17 protein-coding genes are annotated in these 15,041 nt (G+C 66.6%); 10 read left to right on the forward strand and 7 right to left on the reverse strand.

The window, feature by feature from the left end; all coding sequences use genetic code 11:
• The 7 genes from ACYQ2W_RS12150 to ACYQ2W_RS12180 all read right to left on the reverse strand — a co-directional run.
• Nucleotides 1-962: hypothetical protein (locus tag ACYQ2W_RS12150; protein ID WP_459867115.1), on the reverse strand; the 962-nt coding region annotated here is incomplete at its 3' end.
• Nucleotides 963-1,285: 323 nt separating this feature from the next.
• Nucleotides 1,286-2,011 carry an LPS export ABC transporter ATP-binding protein gene (gene lptB / locus ACYQ2W_RS12155; RefSeq protein WP_459867118.1) on the reverse strand — a complete coding sequence of 242 codons (726 nt, stop codon included), beginning with the start codon at nt 2,009-2,011 and terminating at the stop codon, nt 1,286-1,288.
• On the reverse strand, nt 2,008-2,568 hold the full coding sequence (gene lptA, locus ACYQ2W_RS12160) for a lipopolysaccharide transport periplasmic protein LptA (RefSeq protein WP_459867121.1): 561 nt from the start codon (nt 2,566-2,568) through the stop codon (nt 2,008-2,010). Before lptA ends, lptB begins: the two co-directional genes overlap by 4 nt.
• The gene (gene lptC, locus ACYQ2W_RS12165) at nt 2,549-3,118 is read right to left on the reverse strand and encodes an LPS export ABC transporter periplasmic protein LptC (RefSeq protein WP_459867124.1); all 570 of its coding nucleotides are present in this window, start codon (nt 3,116-3,118) and stop codon (nt 2,549-2,551) included. The genes lptA and lptC overlap by 20 nt, the downstream gene beginning before the upstream one ends.
• Nucleotides 3,115-3,639 (reverse strand): 3-deoxy-manno-octulosonate-8-phosphatase KdsC, encoded by a 525-nt coding sequence (gene kdsC / locus ACYQ2W_RS12170; protein ID WP_459867127.1) that lies wholly within the window; start codon nt 3,637-3,639, stop codon nt 3,115-3,117. The genes lptC and kdsC overlap by 4 nt, the downstream gene beginning before the upstream one ends.
• 133 nt (nt 3,640-3,772) lie before the next feature.
• On the reverse strand, nt 3,773-4,747 hold the full coding sequence (locus ACYQ2W_RS12175; protein ID WP_459867130.1) for a KpsF/GutQ family sugar-phosphate isomerase: 975 nt from the start codon (nt 4,745-4,747) through the stop codon (nt 3,773-3,775).
• Nucleotides 4,748-5,027: 280 nt separating this feature from the next.
• On the reverse strand, nt 5,028-6,002 hold the full coding sequence (locus tag ACYQ2W_RS12180; RefSeq protein ID WP_459867133.1) for a calcium/sodium antiporter: 975 nt from the start codon (nt 6,000-6,002) through the stop codon (nt 5,028-5,030).
• A 132-nt stretch (nt 6,003-6,134) separates the two neighbouring features.
• On the opposite strand from ACYQ2W_RS12180, the gene ACYQ2W_RS12185 reads away from it, so the two are divergent.
• From ACYQ2W_RS12185 to hisD, 10 genes are all read left to right on the forward strand, one after another.
• On the forward strand, nt 6,135-6,662 hold the full coding sequence (locus tag ACYQ2W_RS12185) for a DUF72 domain-containing protein (protein WP_459867136.1): 528 nt from the start codon (nt 6,135-6,137) through the stop codon (nt 6,660-6,662).
• Between the two features lie 132 nt (nt 6,663-6,794).
• Nucleotides 6,795-7,607, forward strand: a complete 813-nt coding sequence (locus tag ACYQ2W_RS12190) for an ABC transporter ATP-binding protein (RefSeq protein WP_459867139.1) — start codon at nt 6,795-6,797, stop codon at nt 7,605-7,607.
• 1 nt (nt 7,608) lies between these two features.
• Nucleotides 7,609-8,385 (forward strand): lipid asymmetry maintenance ABC transporter permease subunit MlaE, encoded by a 777-nt coding sequence (mlaE, locus tag ACYQ2W_RS12195; protein WP_459867142.1) that lies wholly within the window; start codon nt 7,609-7,611, stop codon nt 8,383-8,385.
• 3 nt (nt 8,386-8,388) lie between these two features.
• Nucleotides 8,389-8,865: an outer membrane lipid asymmetry maintenance protein MlaD gene (mlaD, locus tag ACYQ2W_RS12200; RefSeq protein ID WP_459867145.1), complete on the forward strand. Its 477-nt coding sequence runs from the start codon at nt 8,389-8,391 to the stop codon at nt 8,863-8,865.
• Nucleotides 8,862-10,238 carry a TolC family protein gene (locus tag ACYQ2W_RS12205; protein WP_459867148.1) on the forward strand — a complete coding sequence of 459 codons (1,377 nt, stop codon included), beginning with the start codon at nt 8,862-8,864 and terminating at the stop codon, nt 10,236-10,238. The genes mlaD and ACYQ2W_RS12205 overlap by 4 nt, the downstream gene beginning before the upstream one ends.
• The gene (locus tag ACYQ2W_RS12210) at nt 10,235-10,864 is read left to right on the forward strand and encodes an MlaC/ttg2D family ABC transporter substrate-binding protein (RefSeq protein WP_459867151.1); all 630 of its coding nucleotides are present in this window, start codon (nt 10,235-10,237) and stop codon (nt 10,862-10,864) included. Before ACYQ2W_RS12205 ends, ACYQ2W_RS12210 begins: the two co-directional genes overlap by 4 nt.
• A complete protein-coding gene (locus tag ACYQ2W_RS12215; RefSeq protein ID WP_459867154.1) occupies nt 10,865-11,176 on the forward strand; it encodes an STAS domain-containing protein in 312 nt (103 codons plus the stop codon).
• A gap of 185 nt (nt 11,177-11,361) precedes the next feature.
• Complete coding sequence (gene murA, locus ACYQ2W_RS12220) at nt 11,362-12,621, forward strand: UDP-N-acetylglucosamine 1-carboxyvinyltransferase (RefSeq protein ID WP_459867157.1); 1,260 nt, start codon at nt 11,362-11,364, stop codon at nt 12,619-12,621.
• Between the two features lie 217 nt (nt 12,622-12,838).
• Nucleotides 12,839-13,498: an ATP phosphoribosyltransferase gene (gene hisG, locus ACYQ2W_RS12225; RefSeq protein WP_459867160.1), complete on the forward strand. Its 660-nt coding sequence runs from the start codon at nt 12,839-12,841 to the stop codon at nt 13,496-13,498.
• A 194-nt stretch (nt 13,499-13,692) separates the two neighbouring features.
• Nucleotides 13,693-14,994, forward strand: coding sequence for a histidinol dehydrogenase (gene hisD / locus ACYQ2W_RS12230; RefSeq protein WP_459867163.1), 1,302 nt, complete (start codon nt 13,693-13,695; stop codon nt 14,992-14,994).
• The last annotated feature ends 47 nt before the right edge of the window (nt 14,995-15,041 follow it).

Here is a 15,041-nt window from a genome sequence, read left to right on the forward strand (position 1 = left end):
GACCTTAAGGAGAGCACGTCCACGAAGACATCGAGATCGGGCACGATTTTCTTCATCCCCTGTATTCTCGACAAGACCTCACCCCTATCCTGACTGGCATAAGAGGCAAAGGCGTTCTTTGGATATACAACATTACTGGACCGCTCCGAGCGCTCTTGACTCTTACAGGAAGCCACTTCGATCAAAAAAACAATTTTCGCAACCGCAACCCCTTCATACCTTACTATTATTTTTCCATGATGATGGCCGCTCGACACACCTTCGGGCACATTGACGACAAAAGACGCATTGGTGGGCTCACCATCCCAAACAATCGACTCTGCAGGTTCCAACACATTCAATCCGGCAATTTCGGCCTGTATTGTCAGCACCGAGCCTCGCTCCACCGCCACCCCTGCTTTTCTACCCACGGCCCTTGTCTTGCCGGTTGTCTTCGCCGCCTCCACGACGTAGGCGTACTGATGAGACAGATATACCCATAGATCCAGCAGAAATGTAGACATGGGCTCAATGGCTTCCGGAGAAAACACCGAAAAATCCACCTTTTCATTCTTCGAATATTGGCTTGGGCGCTCCCTCACCTCCCCTGAACCCGCCGGTACGCTCGCCAGATCCTCAAACAGAGAGCGATTCCTCTCATATTCCCCCTCCACTCCTGAGCCGGACTCAGCGACCCCACGCCCCTCGCCACCTTCTTTCCCTGGCGGGGTCAACGCCTCAGACATCAACACCTCAACCTCTTGCCCTTCCCCTTGTTCGTGATCATCTTCTCCGGCCGAACGTCTTCCCACGGAAACGGCCCCTTTCTTCATACCATAGCGCTTTCTCTTTTGCTTCCTCTTATTGTGCCGGCGAACATACAATACAACCATCATCACAACAGATGATGCGATCACCATCGCTTCCAGCATTATGACAAGCAAACCGAAATTTTCGGACATCCAATCGATAATATTTGTCATGACATTCTTCCTGAAACTTCAGCCCGCATATTGCGCAATTCGAAACTCACAGCAGAACTGGAATCCCACGCAACACCTTACTTCTGATTGCGACGTTCAGCGCCGCAATCGCTCCCGGGACGCTCTACCTCCAGGTAGCGGCACGGCGCCGAACGGGTGGTGCCTGCGTTCAGCATGACGCGGAGCGTCAGGGAAGACGTTCCCACGCGGAGCGTGGGAACGAGGGGGTGTCGGAGCCAATGATAGGAGGCTATCCGGCCCGCGCGCGCGCCGCCCCGTCGGCGGGCACAACACCCAACCGCGCGGGCCGGATAGCCTCCTATTTACATACGGAAGTGTTCGCCCAGATAGACCTCGCGTACCTGCCGATCGGCGAGGATCGTCTCCGGCTGGCCGTCGGCGATCACCCGGCCGTTGTTGAGGATGTAGGCGCGGTCGCAGATGTTGAGGGTCTCGCGGACGTTGTGGTCGGTGATCAACACGCCGATGCCGCGCTCCTTGAGATGCGCGATGATCTGCTGGATGTCGACCACCGAGATGGGGTCGACCCCGGCGAAGGGTTCGTCGAGCAGGATGAAGCGGGGACGGGCGGCCACCGAACGGGCGATTTCCACCCGGCGTCGCTCGCCACCGGAGAGGCTGATGCCGAGGGCGTCGCGCAGGTGGCCGACGTGGAACTCGTGGAGCAGTTCCTCCAGGCGCTTCTGACGGGCGGTCTCGTCGAGCGCTGGCTGCACCTCCAGCACCGCCAGCAGGTTCTCCTCCACGGTGAGCTTGCGGAACACCGAGGCCTCCTGGGGCAGGTAGCCGACGCCGCGGCGGGCCCGCTCGTGCATCGGCTCCAGAGTCACCTCCTCGCGGTCGATGAGGATCCGCCCGTCGTCGCAGGCGGCGAGGCCGACGATCATGTAGAAGCTGGTGGTCTTGCCGGCGCCGTTGGGGCCGAGCAGCCCCACCACCTCGCCGCTCTCCACTTGGAAGGAAACGTCGTCGACCACCGCGCGCGCGCGGTAGCGCTTGGAGAGGTGGAGGGCCGAGAGCGTGCTCATTTCTTCGCCTTCGGCTGGAAGGTCATGCGCACGCGGGAGCGGGGCTTGTCGGCGGCACCCTTCGCCGCGCCCTTGGCGGGCTTCGCCGCGGTGCCGGCCTTCACCCGGTCGTTCTTCATGTCGTAGACAATCCGCTCGGCGCGGAAGGTGTCGCCGGCCTGGACCACCTCGGCGTCGCCGACCACCACCACCTGATCCTTGTCGGCGTAGTACTCGATGGTCTTGCCGCGGGCCTTGACCCGCTCGTCGCCCTTCTTCGGCAGCCAACTGTAGCGGGCCGGGCCGTCCTCCAGCACCACCTTGGAGAGCTCGCCGTCGGGGTTGTAGATGGTCATCACCTTGGAGGACATGCGGATCGAGCCCTGGGCATAGCGCACGTCGCCGCGGTAGATGCTGATCCCGCGCTTGTCGTCGAGGTCGGCGGAGTCGGCCTCCAGGTCCACCGGCTGCTCCTGGTCGCCGGGCAGGGCGAGGGCGAGCTGCGGCGCGCTGGAGGAGAGGGCGAGCAGCAGATAGGCGGCGGACGCCACCGCGCCCTTAGGATTTCTTCGGTTCATAACGGCTCCGCACCTGATTCAACAACTGTAACCGCCCATCCTTCAGATAGGCCCGCATGCCGACACCGGCCATGTTCAGATCATCGGTGACGATCACCGTCGGCTGGTCGGTCTCGGCGAAATCCTCCTTCGGCAGCACCCGCAGATCGCGGGTGTCCACCGCCACCGGCCCCTCGTCGGGGGACGACTCGCGACGGATGCGCACCTCGCCGGTGAGCAGCACCAGCTCGTTGTCCGAGGAGACCCACCCCTGCTCCGAGGCGATCAGCCACGGCTCGCCGTGGTCACGGAAGACCAGCAGCCGCGGCTGTTGCAGGGAGGTGCTGTCGTCGCCGGGCTGGTGGGTCAGCACCTCGCCCCACAGCCGGTGGCGGGGGTTGCCGTGGAGGTCCATCAGGGTGGCGCGGTAACCCTCCATCACCGAGTCGGGACCGTCGCCGGCACCGCGCCGGGAATGCTCCACCTCCAGGCTGCGCTGCCACCAGGTGGTCAACGCGGCCAGCGCCAGCAGGGCGAGGAGCGGCAGCCAGGTGCGCAGGTCGAGGCTCATCGGAGATAGCGCTCCAGCATCCGGTCGAGCGCGCCGTGCGCCTTCAGGATCAATTCGCAGACGTCGCGGGCGGCCCCGCGGCCGCCGCCGTGGGGGGCGCTCCAGTGGGCGTGCTCCTTGACCAGCGGATGGGCGTCGGCCACCGCGATGGCGAGCCCCACCCGGCGCATCACCGGCAGGTCCACCACGTCGTCACCGACGTAGGCCACCTCCTCGGCGGCCACCCCCAGCTCGGTGATCATCTGTTCGAAGGCCGGCACCTTGTCGAGCTGCCCCTGATGGACGTGGGCCACCCCCAGGTTCTCCATCCGGTGGCTGACCACCTTGGAGGTGCGGCCGGTGATGATCCCCACCTTCACCCCGCCGGCCTGGAGCATCTTCATGCCGTGGCCGTCGCGGGAGTTGAACGCCTTGTACTCCTGGCCGTCGTCGCCGTAGAAAAGGCTGCCGTCGGTGAGCACGCCGTCCACGTCGAAAATGACCAGTTTGACCTTCGCTGCCCGCTCCAGAATATCCTGCATCCCCACCCCCGCTGCCTTCGTTATCGTTTTTCGACGAATGTTGAACGTTTATTGGAGGAAGCTGGCAGCAGTCGGAAAGTCCAACCAGCCTGTCGCGCAGCGACTCCCTCATTCAGCATTCAGCATTGAGTATTCAGACCACTCCCGCCCGCAGCAGGTCGTGCATGTTCAGCGCCCCCACCAGCACCCCCGCCTCGTCCACCACCAGCAGCCCGTTGATCTTGCGCGCCTCCATCATCTGCAGCCCCTCGGCGGCGAGCAGGTGGGGATGAATGCTGGTGGGGTTGGGCGTCATCACCTCGCGGATGCCGGTGACGTGGACGTCGGCCTCCTTGTCCAGGGCGCGGCGCAGGTCGCCGTCGGTGAAGAGCCCCACCACCCGGTCGCCGGCATCGACCACCGCGGTCATCCCCAGTCCCTTGTCGCTCATCTCCACCAGCGCCTCGCTGAGCAGCGCATCCTCGCTCACCCGCGGCACCCGCTCGCCGGTGTGCATGATGTCCTCGATGTGCAGCAGCAACCGCCGGCCGAGGGAGCCGGCGGGATGGGAGCGGGCAAAATCCTCGGCGGTGAAGCCGCGCGCCTCCAGCAGCGACACCGCCAGCGCGTCCCCCATGGCCAGCGCCGCGGTGGTGCTGGAGGTGGGGGCGAGCCCCAGCGGGCAGGCCTCCTGTTCGACGCTGACGTCGAGGTGGACGGTGGCGTTGCGCGCCAGGTTGGAGCGCGGGTTGCCGGTCATCGCGATCATCGGCACCCCCTGGCGCTTGATCAGCGGCACGATGGTCAGCAGCTCGTCGGTCTCGCCGGAGTTGGAGAGCGCCAGCACCACGTCCTTGGGGGTGATCATCCCCAGGTCGCCGTGGCTCGCCTCGCCGGGGTGGACGAAGAAGGCGGGGGTGCCGGTGGAGGCGAGGGTGGCGGCGATCTTGTTGCCGATGTGCCCCGACTTGCCCATGCCGGTGACCACGATCCGCCCCTCGCAGGCGAGCATGTAGCGGCACGCCGCGACGAACCGCTCATCGATCCGCTCGGCCAGCCGGGCCACCGAGCGGGCCTCGTTGTCGATCACCGCCAGTGCCAGCTGGAGGATCTTCGCCTCGTCATTCATCCGCGGGGCGCGCTCCGAGGGTTGGGGGTGCTCCCACCTTGGTGTTGTACATTGAACGCTTCCAGTCTCACCTGACACCCACGGAGACCAATCTCCGAAGTTCACCGAGCTCAGGCCAAAGGTTAAAGGCAAAAGGCAATAGGAAAGAGGGCCGTGCCACTCTGGCGCAACAAAACCTCGACGACCGAAACAGCAGCGAGGTCCCGGGTGGAGCCAAACGAAGGCCCTTTAGCCTTTAGCCTTTAGCCTTTAGCCTTTCACCTTTGACCCGACAAAAAAATCATACCGTATGATAAAGATACCCCTGGTAGCCGATCCACACGGCGAGCAGCAGTGCCCCTTCGATGCGATTGATCCTGCCGGCCCCGCGGAAGCCGTAGGCGGTGGCGAACAGCGCGATGGTCAGGCCGATCATCACCGGATAGTCGCGGGCGAGCACATCGGGGTCCACCGCACCCGGCGCCAGGGCACCGGGCAGGCCGAGCACCGCCAGCAGATTGAACATATTTGACCCGATGACATTGCCGATGGCAACGTCGTGCTCCCCCCTCATCGCCCCCATCACCGAGGCGGCCAGCTCCGGCAGGCTGGTGCCGATGGCGACGATGGTCAGACCGATCACCAGGTCGCTGACGCCGAAGGAGTGGGCGATCGCCACCGCCCCCCAGACCAGCAGCTTGGAGCTGCCGAGCAACACCAGCAGCCCCACCGCCAGCCAGATCAGCGCCACCGCCATGGACATGTCGGCGGGAATCTCCGCCTCATATTCGTCGGCCAGCGGATCGCTCTCTGCCGCCCCCTCGCGGGAACGTAGCGCGGTGGCCACCATCCAGTAGCCCAACACCCCCATGCCGGCGAGCAGCAGCAAGCCGTCGATACGGCTGAAATCGCCGTCGGCGAGCAGCAGCAGGGAGACCATCATGATCACGAAGAGCACCGGGAACTCGCGGCTCAGCACCTGGGAGTGGACGCTCAGCGGATAGATCAGGGCGGTGGTCCCCAGCACCAGGCCGATGTTGGTGATGTTGGAACCGACCGCGTTGCCGATCCCCAGGCCCGGGTTGCCGTCCATCGCCGCCACGCCCGAGACCAGCATCTCCGGGGCGGAGGTGCCGAAACCGACAATGGTCAACCCGATCACCAGCGGCGACACCCCCAGGTTGCGGGCGGTGGCCGACGCGCCGGCGACGAAGCGGTCGGCCCCCCACACCAGGAGGGCGAAGCCGATCAGCACGGCGGTGATGGAGAGCAGCATGGAAAATCCGGACGTACGGAGACGGAGGCCGCATATGATAGGGTACGCTCCCCCTGGTGGTCCATGCGGGAAGCGGGAAACCGCCCTTTTGACCCGGCCTTTATTCCCATGACCCTAACGACTGAGGAAAATTTGCTGTCTGCTCCGGCCGGTGACGGGCCGCTGCGAATCGGCGCGCGGGACTGGAGGCATCCCGCCTGGCGCGGCACCTTCTACCCCGACGACCTGCCGGAGGAGTGGCGCCTGGCCTACTACGCCAACGAGTTCGCCACACTGCTGGTACCGGCGCAGGGATGGATCGATACGACGCAGGAGAACCTGGCCGGGTGGGCGGAGGAGGTCCACGGCGACTTCCGCTTCGTGCTGGAGGTCGATGGCGCCCCGGCGGCGCAGCGACGGGCCGCCGCCGCGGCCCTCGGCGGGCGATTCGGCGGCTTCGTGGCAACGGCGGCGCTATGGCGCCCGGGCCGACACCCGGCACCGCTCCGCGCCGGACTCCTCCCCGCCGGCCCCCACGGGCCGCGGGCGTTGCGCGGGATGGTCGAGCCCTTCATCGCCCAGGCCCCTGAGGGGGAGCGTTTCCTCTTTCTGGAGGGAACCCCACCGGACCACGAGACCCTGCGTACGCTGGTGACGCTACGCGATCTGCTGGGGATGTGAGGGCTCGCGGCACTGGAGATTCGATCATGTGCCCGAGGGCGCTGAATTTTTTTTCCCGTCACCGGTTGACTCCCGGCGGCACTGCCCGCAATTCTGCGCGGATTCCATTCACTATATTGATACGGGTGGCCCTTGGTCGATCGCAACGAAACGCTGGTGAGGATCCGTGGGCTGCGCTTCGCGCGGGGCGCGCGCGTGATCTTCGACGGCATCGACCTCGACATCCGCCGCCGCGGGGTCACCGCGGTGATGGGGCCTTCGGGCACCGGCAAGACCACGTTGCTGAAGCTGATCGGCGGCCAGTTGCGTCCCGACGCCGGGACCATCGAGGTGGATGGCGAGGAGGTGACCCGCCTCGGCCGTAGCGAGCTCTACGCCCTGCGTCGGCGGATGGGGATGCTGTTCCAGAGCGGTGCGCTGCTCACCGACCTGGATGTCTTCGACAACGTCGCCTTCCCGCTGCGCGAACACACCGCGCTGCCGGAGTCGATGATTCGCGACCTGGTGCTGATGAAACTGGAGGCGGTGGGGCTGCGCGGGGCGCGGCGGCTGATGCCGAGCGAGCTCTCCGGCGGCATGGCGCGGCGGGTGGCGATGGCCCGGGCGATCGCCCTCGACCCGACGATGGTGATGTACGACGAGCCCTTCACCGGCCAGGACCCGATCTCCATGGGGGTGTTGGTGAAGCTGATCCGCGACCTCAACGATGCCCTCGGACTGACCAGCATCGTGGTCTCCCACGACGTCGCCGAGACCGCGGCGATCGCCGATTACGTCTACCTGATCGCCGAGGGCAAGGTGGTCGAGCACGGCACGCCGGAGGCCCTCGGCCGCGGCGGCTCGGAGTGGACCCGCCAGTTCATGGGCGGGCTGCCCGACGGGCCGGCGCCATTCCACTATCCGGCACCCGATTACGCCGAGGACCTGCTGGCGGGGCGGGATTGAAATGCTGAACGTGCTGCAACAGTGGGGGCACAACGCCCTCAACGTCTTCCAACGGCTCGGGCGGGGACACCTGTTCCTGCTGCGGGTGCTCGGCGGTCTGCCGGCGGTGGCGCCGCGGCCGGGGCTGCTGGTGAAGGAGCTCTACGCGGTCGGCGTGCTGTCGCTGGTGATCACCCTGGTCTCCGGGCTGTTCGTCGGCATGGTGCTGGGTTTGCAGGGCTACAACACCCTGGTGGACTTCGGCGCCGAGGAGTCGCTCGGGGTGGTGGTGGCGCTGTCGCTGGTGCGCGAGCTGGGACCGGTGGTGGCCGCCCTGTTGTTCGCCGGCCGGGCCGGCTCGGCGCTGACCGCCGAGATCGGCCTGATGAAGGCCACCGAGCAGCTCTCCGGGATGGAGATGATGGCGGTGGACCCGATCCGGCGGGTGGTCGCACCGCGCTTCCTCGCCGGACTGATCTCGCTGCCGCTGCTCGCCGCCACCTTCAGCGCGGTGGGGGTGGTGGGCGGCTGGTTCGTCGGCGTCGGCCTGCTCGGGGTGGACGACGGCGCCTTCTGGTCGCAGATGCAGAGCAAGGTGGATTTGATGGATGACGTCTACAATGGCGTCGTCAAGAGCGTGGTCTTCGGCTTCGTCGCCACCTGGATCGCGCTCTTCGAGGGGTACGACGCCATCCCCACCTCCGAGGGGGTGAGCCGCGCCACCACCCGTACCGTGGTCCATACCGCTTTGTCGGTATTGGGCCTCGATTTCGTCCTGACCGCACTGATGTTCAAGTAGAATATGACCAGCACACGAAACATCGAGATCATGGTGGGCCTGTTCGTCGCCACCGGCATGGCAGCGCTGTTCATGCTGGCCATGCGGGTGAGCAACCTCAGCGAGATGAACGGCGACGAGGGCTACCGGTTGAAGGCCCACTTCGAGAACGTCGGCGGCCTCAAGGTGCGCTCGCCGGTGACCATGGGTGGGGTGAAGATCGGCCGGGTGGCACGGATCGACTACGACCAGACGCTCTACGAGGCGGTGGTGGAGCTGGCCATCGAACCCGGCTACGACCGGCTGCCCAAGGACACCTCGGCCAGCATCTACACCGCCGGGCTGCTCGGCGAGCAGTACATCGCCCTGGAGCCGGGCGGGGCCGACGCCTACCTCAAGGACGGCAACGAGATCAAATTGACCCAGCCCGCCCTGGTACTGGAGCAGGTGGTGGGGCAATTCCTATTCAGCAAGGCGCAAGAGGGGAGTGATTCCAAATGAGCAAGAAACCGTTCGCCGCCGCGATGGCCGGCCTCCTGCTGGGGGGATTCGCGCTCTCCCCGATCGCGGCCGACGCCGCCGCCCTCTCCCTGGACCAGGCGGTGGAGAAGGCACTCGCCGCCGACCCGCGAATCAGTGAGACCCGCCACCTGGTGGAGGCCGCCCGCACCCTGGTGGAGGAGGCGCAGGCCTCCGGCGACCTGACCCTCGACGTCAACGCCTTCCTCGGCCTCGCCCCCGACGACAACGGCGGCTTTTTCAGCAACGGCACCCACACCTGCAGCACCCTCCCCTGCTCGGTGAATCGTGACGACTCCCTCGACGGGGTCAGCGCCTGGGGCAACATCGAATTCAAGCTGATCAAGCCCCTCTACACCTTCGGCAAGATCGAAAACTACGCCGATGCGGCCCGCGGCCAGGTGGAGGTGAAGGAGGGCGACGTGCGCATTCGCCGTGCCGACACCCGCCTGGAGGTGGTCCGCGCCTACAACGGCTATCTCGCCGCCCGCGACACCCGCGCCCTGCTGGAGGACGTGGTCGAGCGCGCCGACAAGGCGGTGGCCCTGGTGGAGCGCTGGCTGAAGAAGGGCCGCGGCAAGGCCAAGCAGTCCGACCTCTTCGCCCTGCAGACCGGCCGGTCCATCCTGGTGAAGTACCTCAACCGCGCCAAGGCGGTGGAGGCGATCGCCCTCGACGGACTCAAAGTGCTCACCGCGACTCCGCTGAGCGATGGGCTGGAGGTGGCCGAGCGCCACATCCGCCCGGTGGAGATGCCAGCCCAGAGCCTCGCCGAACTGCAGGCCGCCGCCCTCGAAAAGCGCCCCGAGGTGGCCCAGCTGGAGGCCGGCCTGCGCGCCCGCCGCGCCCTGGTCGCGGCGAAGAAGGCCGACGGCATGCCCAACCTCTACGCCGGCGTGGTCGGCTCGGTCTCCGGCTCCGGCCGCGACGGACTGGAGAGCCCCTACGTCTATGACCCCTTCGATCATGCCGGCGCCACGCCGGTGGTCGGCATCAACTGGCGTTGGGAGGGGGGCGTCACCTCGGCGCGGGTGGCCCGCGCCCAGTCGGAACTCAACGCCCTGGTGGAGAAGGCCTCCTTCGCCCGCCGCGGGATCCCCTTCGAGGTGGCCGAGCAGTACCACCAGGCGACCACCCTCAACGACAGCGTGCAGACCCTGTACGACGGCAGCCGCTCCGGCCGCCGCTGGATGATCGCCAGCTACGCCGACTTCGAGGCCGGTCTGGAGGAGGCCAACAAGCTGGCCGACGCCTTCCAGGGCTACGTCCTCGCCCACACCGACTACCTCGCCGCCATCAACGACTACAACATGGCGGTGGCCAAGCTGCTCTATACCAGTGGAGGCTACGAATGAGCGCCAACCGGTCCCGCTTCACCCCCTGGCTGGCGCTCCTGGCCGGCGCGCTGGCGCTGCTCGCCACCACCGTCCGGGCGGCCACGCCGCAGGAAGCCCAGCAGTTGGTCCGCTCCACCTCCGAGCAGATGCTCACCACCCTGCGCGCGGAGAAGGAGACCATCCAGGACAAGCCGGAGCGAATCTACGGCCTGGTGGAGAAAATCGTCCTGCCCCACTTCGACTTCAAACGGATGGCCCAGTGGGTCCTCGGCAAGCACTGGCGCCGTGCCGACGAAAGGCAGCGCGAGCGCTTCACCAACGAGTTCCGCACCCTGCTGGTGCGCACCTACGCCACCGCCCTCAACGAATACGCCGATACCACCATCAGCTATCTGCCGCTGCGCGCCGCCGGCGAAGCCGACGACGTGACCGTGCGCACCGAGGCCGAGGTGGCCGGCGGCCTGCCGGTACCGGTGGACTACAAGCTCCACCTCGAGGGGGGCGAATGGAAGGTCTACGACGTGGCGATCGACGGCCTCAGCCTGGTCACCAACTACCGCTCCAGCTTCGCCAGCGAGATCCGCGAGAGCAGCGTCGACGGTCTCATCACCAAGCTCTCCGAGCGCAACCGGCAGGGGAACTAGGTGTACCGCACCGCAGCGCGGCTGGAACGGGACGAACAGGGCCGACTGCGGCTGCGCGGCCCCCTCGACTTCTCCAGCGTCCCCCGCCTGCTGGCGATCGACGACCGGCTGTTCGACGGCGAAGGCCCGATCCACGTCGACCTCTCCGGGGTGGAGCGGGCCGACAGCTCCGCCCTGGCGCTGTTCACCGAGTGGCTGCGCGAGGCCCGCCGCCGCGGACGCCAGCTGCGTTTCGACCACCTCCCGCCGCAACTGCTGGCGATGGCGCGCCTGAGCGGGGTGGCGGAGATCCTCCGCGGCGATGGCGCCTGACGGAACCGAATGAATGCCGCCCCTCGCCGCACCCGCCCATTCCCGCCATCCTGGCGGAAAACGAAGGCTGGCGCTTAGACCCCTTTTTTATATATGATGCGCGGTTCCCCGCCCCGCCGGGACCGGACACCCCCCCGCCGGACACCACGACACCGTACGCAATCACGGGTTAGAGCTCCCACCGCATGGACAAACTGCTGATCACCGGCGGCCGCCCCCTCCAGGGCGAGATCCGCATCTCCGGGGCGAAAAACGCCGCCCTCCCCATCATGGCGGCCACCCTGCTCGCCGAAGGGCCGGTGACCATCGGCAACGTCCCCCATCTCCACGACGTCACCACCACCATGGAGCTGCTCGGCCGCATGGGGGTGGGCCTGACGGTGGACGAGCGGCTCAACATCGAGGTCGACGCCGACTCGATCCGCGAATTCTTCGCCCCCTACGAACTGGTGAAGACGATGCGCGCCTCGATCCTGGTGCTCGGCCCGCTGCTCGCCCGTTACGGCCGCGCCGACGTCTCGCTACCCGGCGGCTGCGCCATCGGTTCCCGCCCGGTCAACCTCCACCTGGAGGGACTGCGGGCGCTAGGCGCCGAGATCGAGGTGGAGTCGGGCTACATCCGCGCCCGCGCGAAGCGGCTGAAGGGGGCGCGGCTGGTACTCGACATGGTCACCGTCACCGGCACCGAAAACCTGATGATGGCCGCGGCCCTGGCCGATGGCGAAACGGTGATCGAGAACGCCGCCCGCGAACCGGAGGTGGTGGATCTGGCCAACTGCCTCAACGCGATGGGCGCCCAGGTGCGCGGCGCCGGCAGCGACACCATCACCATCGAAGGGGTGGAGGGGCTGCGCGGCACCCGCTACGAGGTGCTCCCCGACCGCATCGAGACCGGCACCTTCCTGGTCGCCGCGGCGATGACCGGCGGCCGGGTGAAGGTGAAGGACACCCGCCCGGAGAACATCGACGCGGTGCTCGCCAAGCTGCGCGAGGCGGGCGCCGAGATCACCCTCGGCGAGGACTGGATCGAACTGGACATGGGCGGCCGGCGGCCCAGGGCGGTGAGCGTCCACACCGCCCCCTACCCCGCCTTCCCCACCGACATGCAGGCGCAATTCACCGCCCTCAACATCGTCGCCGAGGGCACCGGCACGATCACCGAGACGGTGTTCGAGAACCGCTTCATGCACGTCCAGGAGATGCAGCGGATGGGCGCCGACATCCGCCTCGAAGGCAACACCGCGATCACCACCGGGGTCAACAAACTGACCGGCGCCCCGGTGATGGCCACCGATCTGCGCGCCTCGGCCAGCCTGGTGCTGGCCGGCCTGGTGGCCGAGGGGGAGACCAAGGTGGACCGCATCTACCACATCGATCGCGGCTACGAGTGCATCGAGGAGAAGCTGGCGCAGCTCGGCGCGAGCATCCGGCGGGTGCCGGAATAGAGAAGGTGAAAGGCAAAAGGTCAAAGGGCCTCCGTTTGGCGCCCACCCAATCGCTGATGCCACGTTGGCCGGAGAGCAGGGGGGCATTGGATTGGCAGAGCCCTTCCCCCTTTAACCTTTTGCCTTTCACCTTTGACCTCCCCTTGGTCACAGACATACTCTACCCGGCGCTCATCCTTCACCACCGTTCCGACCTATAGCGAAAAGGCCCCCGTCCATGACCTCCGCTGAAACCGGCAACACCCCGCTGATCATCGCCCTCTCCAAAGGCCGGATCTTCGACGAGACCGCGCCGCTGCTGGCCGCCGCGGGGATCGAGCCGGAGGAGGCACCGGGGAGCAGCCGCAAGCTGATCGTCGGCACCAACCTGCCCGACGTGAAGCTGCTGGTGGTACGCGCCTCCGACGTCCCCACCTACGTCCAGCATGGTGCCGCCGACCTCGGCGTCGCCGGCAAGGACGTGCTGCTCGAACACGGCGGCGAAGGACTCTACGAGCCACTCGACCTGAAGATCGCCAAGTGCAAGCTGATGGTGGCCGGCCACGCCGACCCGACCCAGGCGCCTCCCGTGGAGGGGCGCATGCGCATCGCCACCAAGTACATCCACACCACCCGTCGCTATTTCGCCGAGCGGGGTGAACAGGTGGAGGTGATCAAGCTCTACGGCTCCATGGAGCTGGCCCCGCTGGTAGGACTCGCGCACCGCATCGTCGACGTGGTGGACACCGGCAACACCCTGCGCGCCAACGGCCTGGAGCCGCAGGAGCACATCATGGACATCAGCTCGCGGCTGATCGTCAACAAGGCCTCCATGAAGATGAAGCATGCGCGAATCAAAGAGTTGATTCGCGTAATCGGCGACGCCGTCGCCGATTGAATCCGAACGCGATTCCAAATCGTAGCTGCGGAACCTCGTAGGGCGGATTAGCGCAGCGTAATCCGCCGGGAACGAAGGCGCGTTCGCCGAAATCGGCTCCGATCCCGCGGATTACGCCATCGCCAATCCGCCCTACGCCCAACGAGTCTCGCGTGATTTGACGACATTGGGCCCAACCAACAGAGATCGACGCCATGACTGAAATACGCACATTCGATTCCTCAAATTCCAATTTTTGGAAAAAATTGGATGAGCTTCTCGCATGGGAGTCGGTCTCCAACGACGCGGTCAACGGCGTCGTCCTCGACGTGATCAAGAACATCCGCGAACGCGGCGATGCCGCGGTGGTGGAGTACACCAACCGCTTCGACCGCATGAGCGCGGCAAGCATGGCCGACCTGGAGATCTCCCGGGAGCGACTGCAACAGGCCCTGACCCGTATCCCCGCCGAACAGCGCGAGGCGCTGGAGCACTCCGCGGAGCGGGTGCGCGCCTACCACGAACGTCAGAAGAGTGAGTCGTGGTCCTACACCGAAGCCGACGGCACCCTGCTCGGCCAGCAGGTCACCCCCCTCGACCGGGTCGGCCTCTACGTCCCCGGCGGCAAGGCGGCCTACCCCTCCTCGGTGCTGATGAACGCCATCCCCGCCAAGGTGGCCGGCGTCCCCGAGCTGGTGATGGTGGTGCCCACCCCCGGCGGCGAGATGAACGAGCTGGTGCTCGCCGCCGCCGCCATCGCCGGCGTCGACCGCGCCTTCGCCCTGGGCGGTGCCCAAGCGGTGGCTGCACTGGCCTACGGCACCGAGACGGTGCCCCGGGTGGACAAAGTCGTCGGCCCCGGCAACATCTACGTCGCCACCGCCAAGCGCCACGTCTTCGGCGCAGTGGGCATCGACATGATCGCCGGCCCCTCGGAGATCCTGGTGATCTGCGACGGACAGACCGACCCCGACTGGATCGCCATGGACCTCTTCTCCCAGGCCGAGCACGACGAGGACGCCCAACCGATCCTGGTCAGCCCCGATGCCGGCTTCGTCGCCAAGGTGCGCGAGAGCATCGACCGGCTGCTGCCCACCATGGAGCGGCGCGAGATCATCGAAAAGTCGCTCACCGACCGTGCCGCGCTGATCACCGTCAAGGATCTGGACGAGGCGGCCGAGGTGAGCAACCACATCGCCCCCGAGCACCTGGAGCTGTCGGTGGCGGACCCGGAGGCGCTGCTGCCGAAGATCCGCCACGCCGGCGCCATCTTCATGGGCCGCTATACCGCCGAGGCGCTGGGCGACTACTGCGCCGGCCCCAACCACGTGCTGCCCACCTCACGTACCGCACGCTTCTCCTCGCCGCTCGGGGTCTACGACTTCCAGAAGCGCTCCAGCCTGATCTTCTGCTCCGCCGACGGCGCCGACGACCTCGGCCGCACCGCCTCGGTGCTGGCCCGCGGCGAAGGCCTCACCGCCCATGCCCGCTCGGCCGAGTACCGCCTCAAAGGCTGATCGGAGAAGAAGAACATCCAACGCAAAGGCGCGAAGGCGCAAAGAAC

Source organism: Endothiovibrio diazotrophicus (assembly GCF_054657215.1).

Coding starts and splice junctions, on each gene's coding strand:
- mlaE (WP_459867142.1), top strand. CDS start 7,609: ATGCTGAACGTGCTGCAACAGTGGGGGCACAACGCCCTCAACGTCTTC.
- ACYQ2W_RS12180 (WP_459867133.1), bottom strand. CDS start 6,002: ATGCTGCTCTCCATCACCGCCGTGCTGATCGGCTTCGCCCTCCTGGTG.
- hisG (WP_459867160.1), top strand. CDS start 12,839: ATGACCTCCGCTGAAACCGGCAACACCCCGCTGATCATCGCCCTCTCC.
- ACYQ2W_RS12175 (WP_459867130.1), bottom strand. CDS start 4,747: ATGAATGACGAGGCGAAGATCCTCCAGCTGGCACTGGCGGTGATCGAC.
- murA (WP_459867157.1), top strand. CDS start 11,362: ATGGACAAACTGCTGATCACCGGCGGCCGCCCCCTCCAGGGCGAGATC.
- hisD (WP_459867163.1), top strand. CDS start 13,693: ATGACTGAAATACGCACATTCGATTCCTCAAATTCCAATTTTTGGAAA.
- lptA (WP_459867121.1), bottom strand. CDS start 2,568: ATGAACCGAAGAAATCCTAAGGGCGCGGTGGCGTCCGCCGCCTATCTG.
- lptB (WP_459867118.1), bottom strand. CDS start 2,011: ATGAGCACGCTCTCGGCCCTCCACCTCTCCAAGCGCTACCGCGCGCGC.
- kdsC (WP_459867127.1), bottom strand. CDS start 3,639: ATGCAGGATATTCTGGAGCGGGCAGCGAAGGTCAAACTGGTCATTTTC.
- ACYQ2W_RS12210 (WP_459867151.1), top strand. CDS start 10,235: ATGAGCGCCAACCGGTCCCGCTTCACCCCCTGGCTGGCGCTCCTGGCC.
- lptC (WP_459867124.1), bottom strand. CDS start 3,118: ATGAGCCTCGACCTGCGCACCTGGCTGCCGCTCCTCGCCCTGCTGGCG.
- ACYQ2W_RS12205 (WP_459867148.1), top strand. CDS start 8,862: ATGAGCAAGAAACCGTTCGCCGCCGCGATGGCCGGCCTCCTGCTGGGG.
- mlaD (WP_459867145.1), top strand. CDS start 8,389: ATGACCAGCACACGAAACATCGAGATCATGGTGGGCCTGTTCGTCGCC.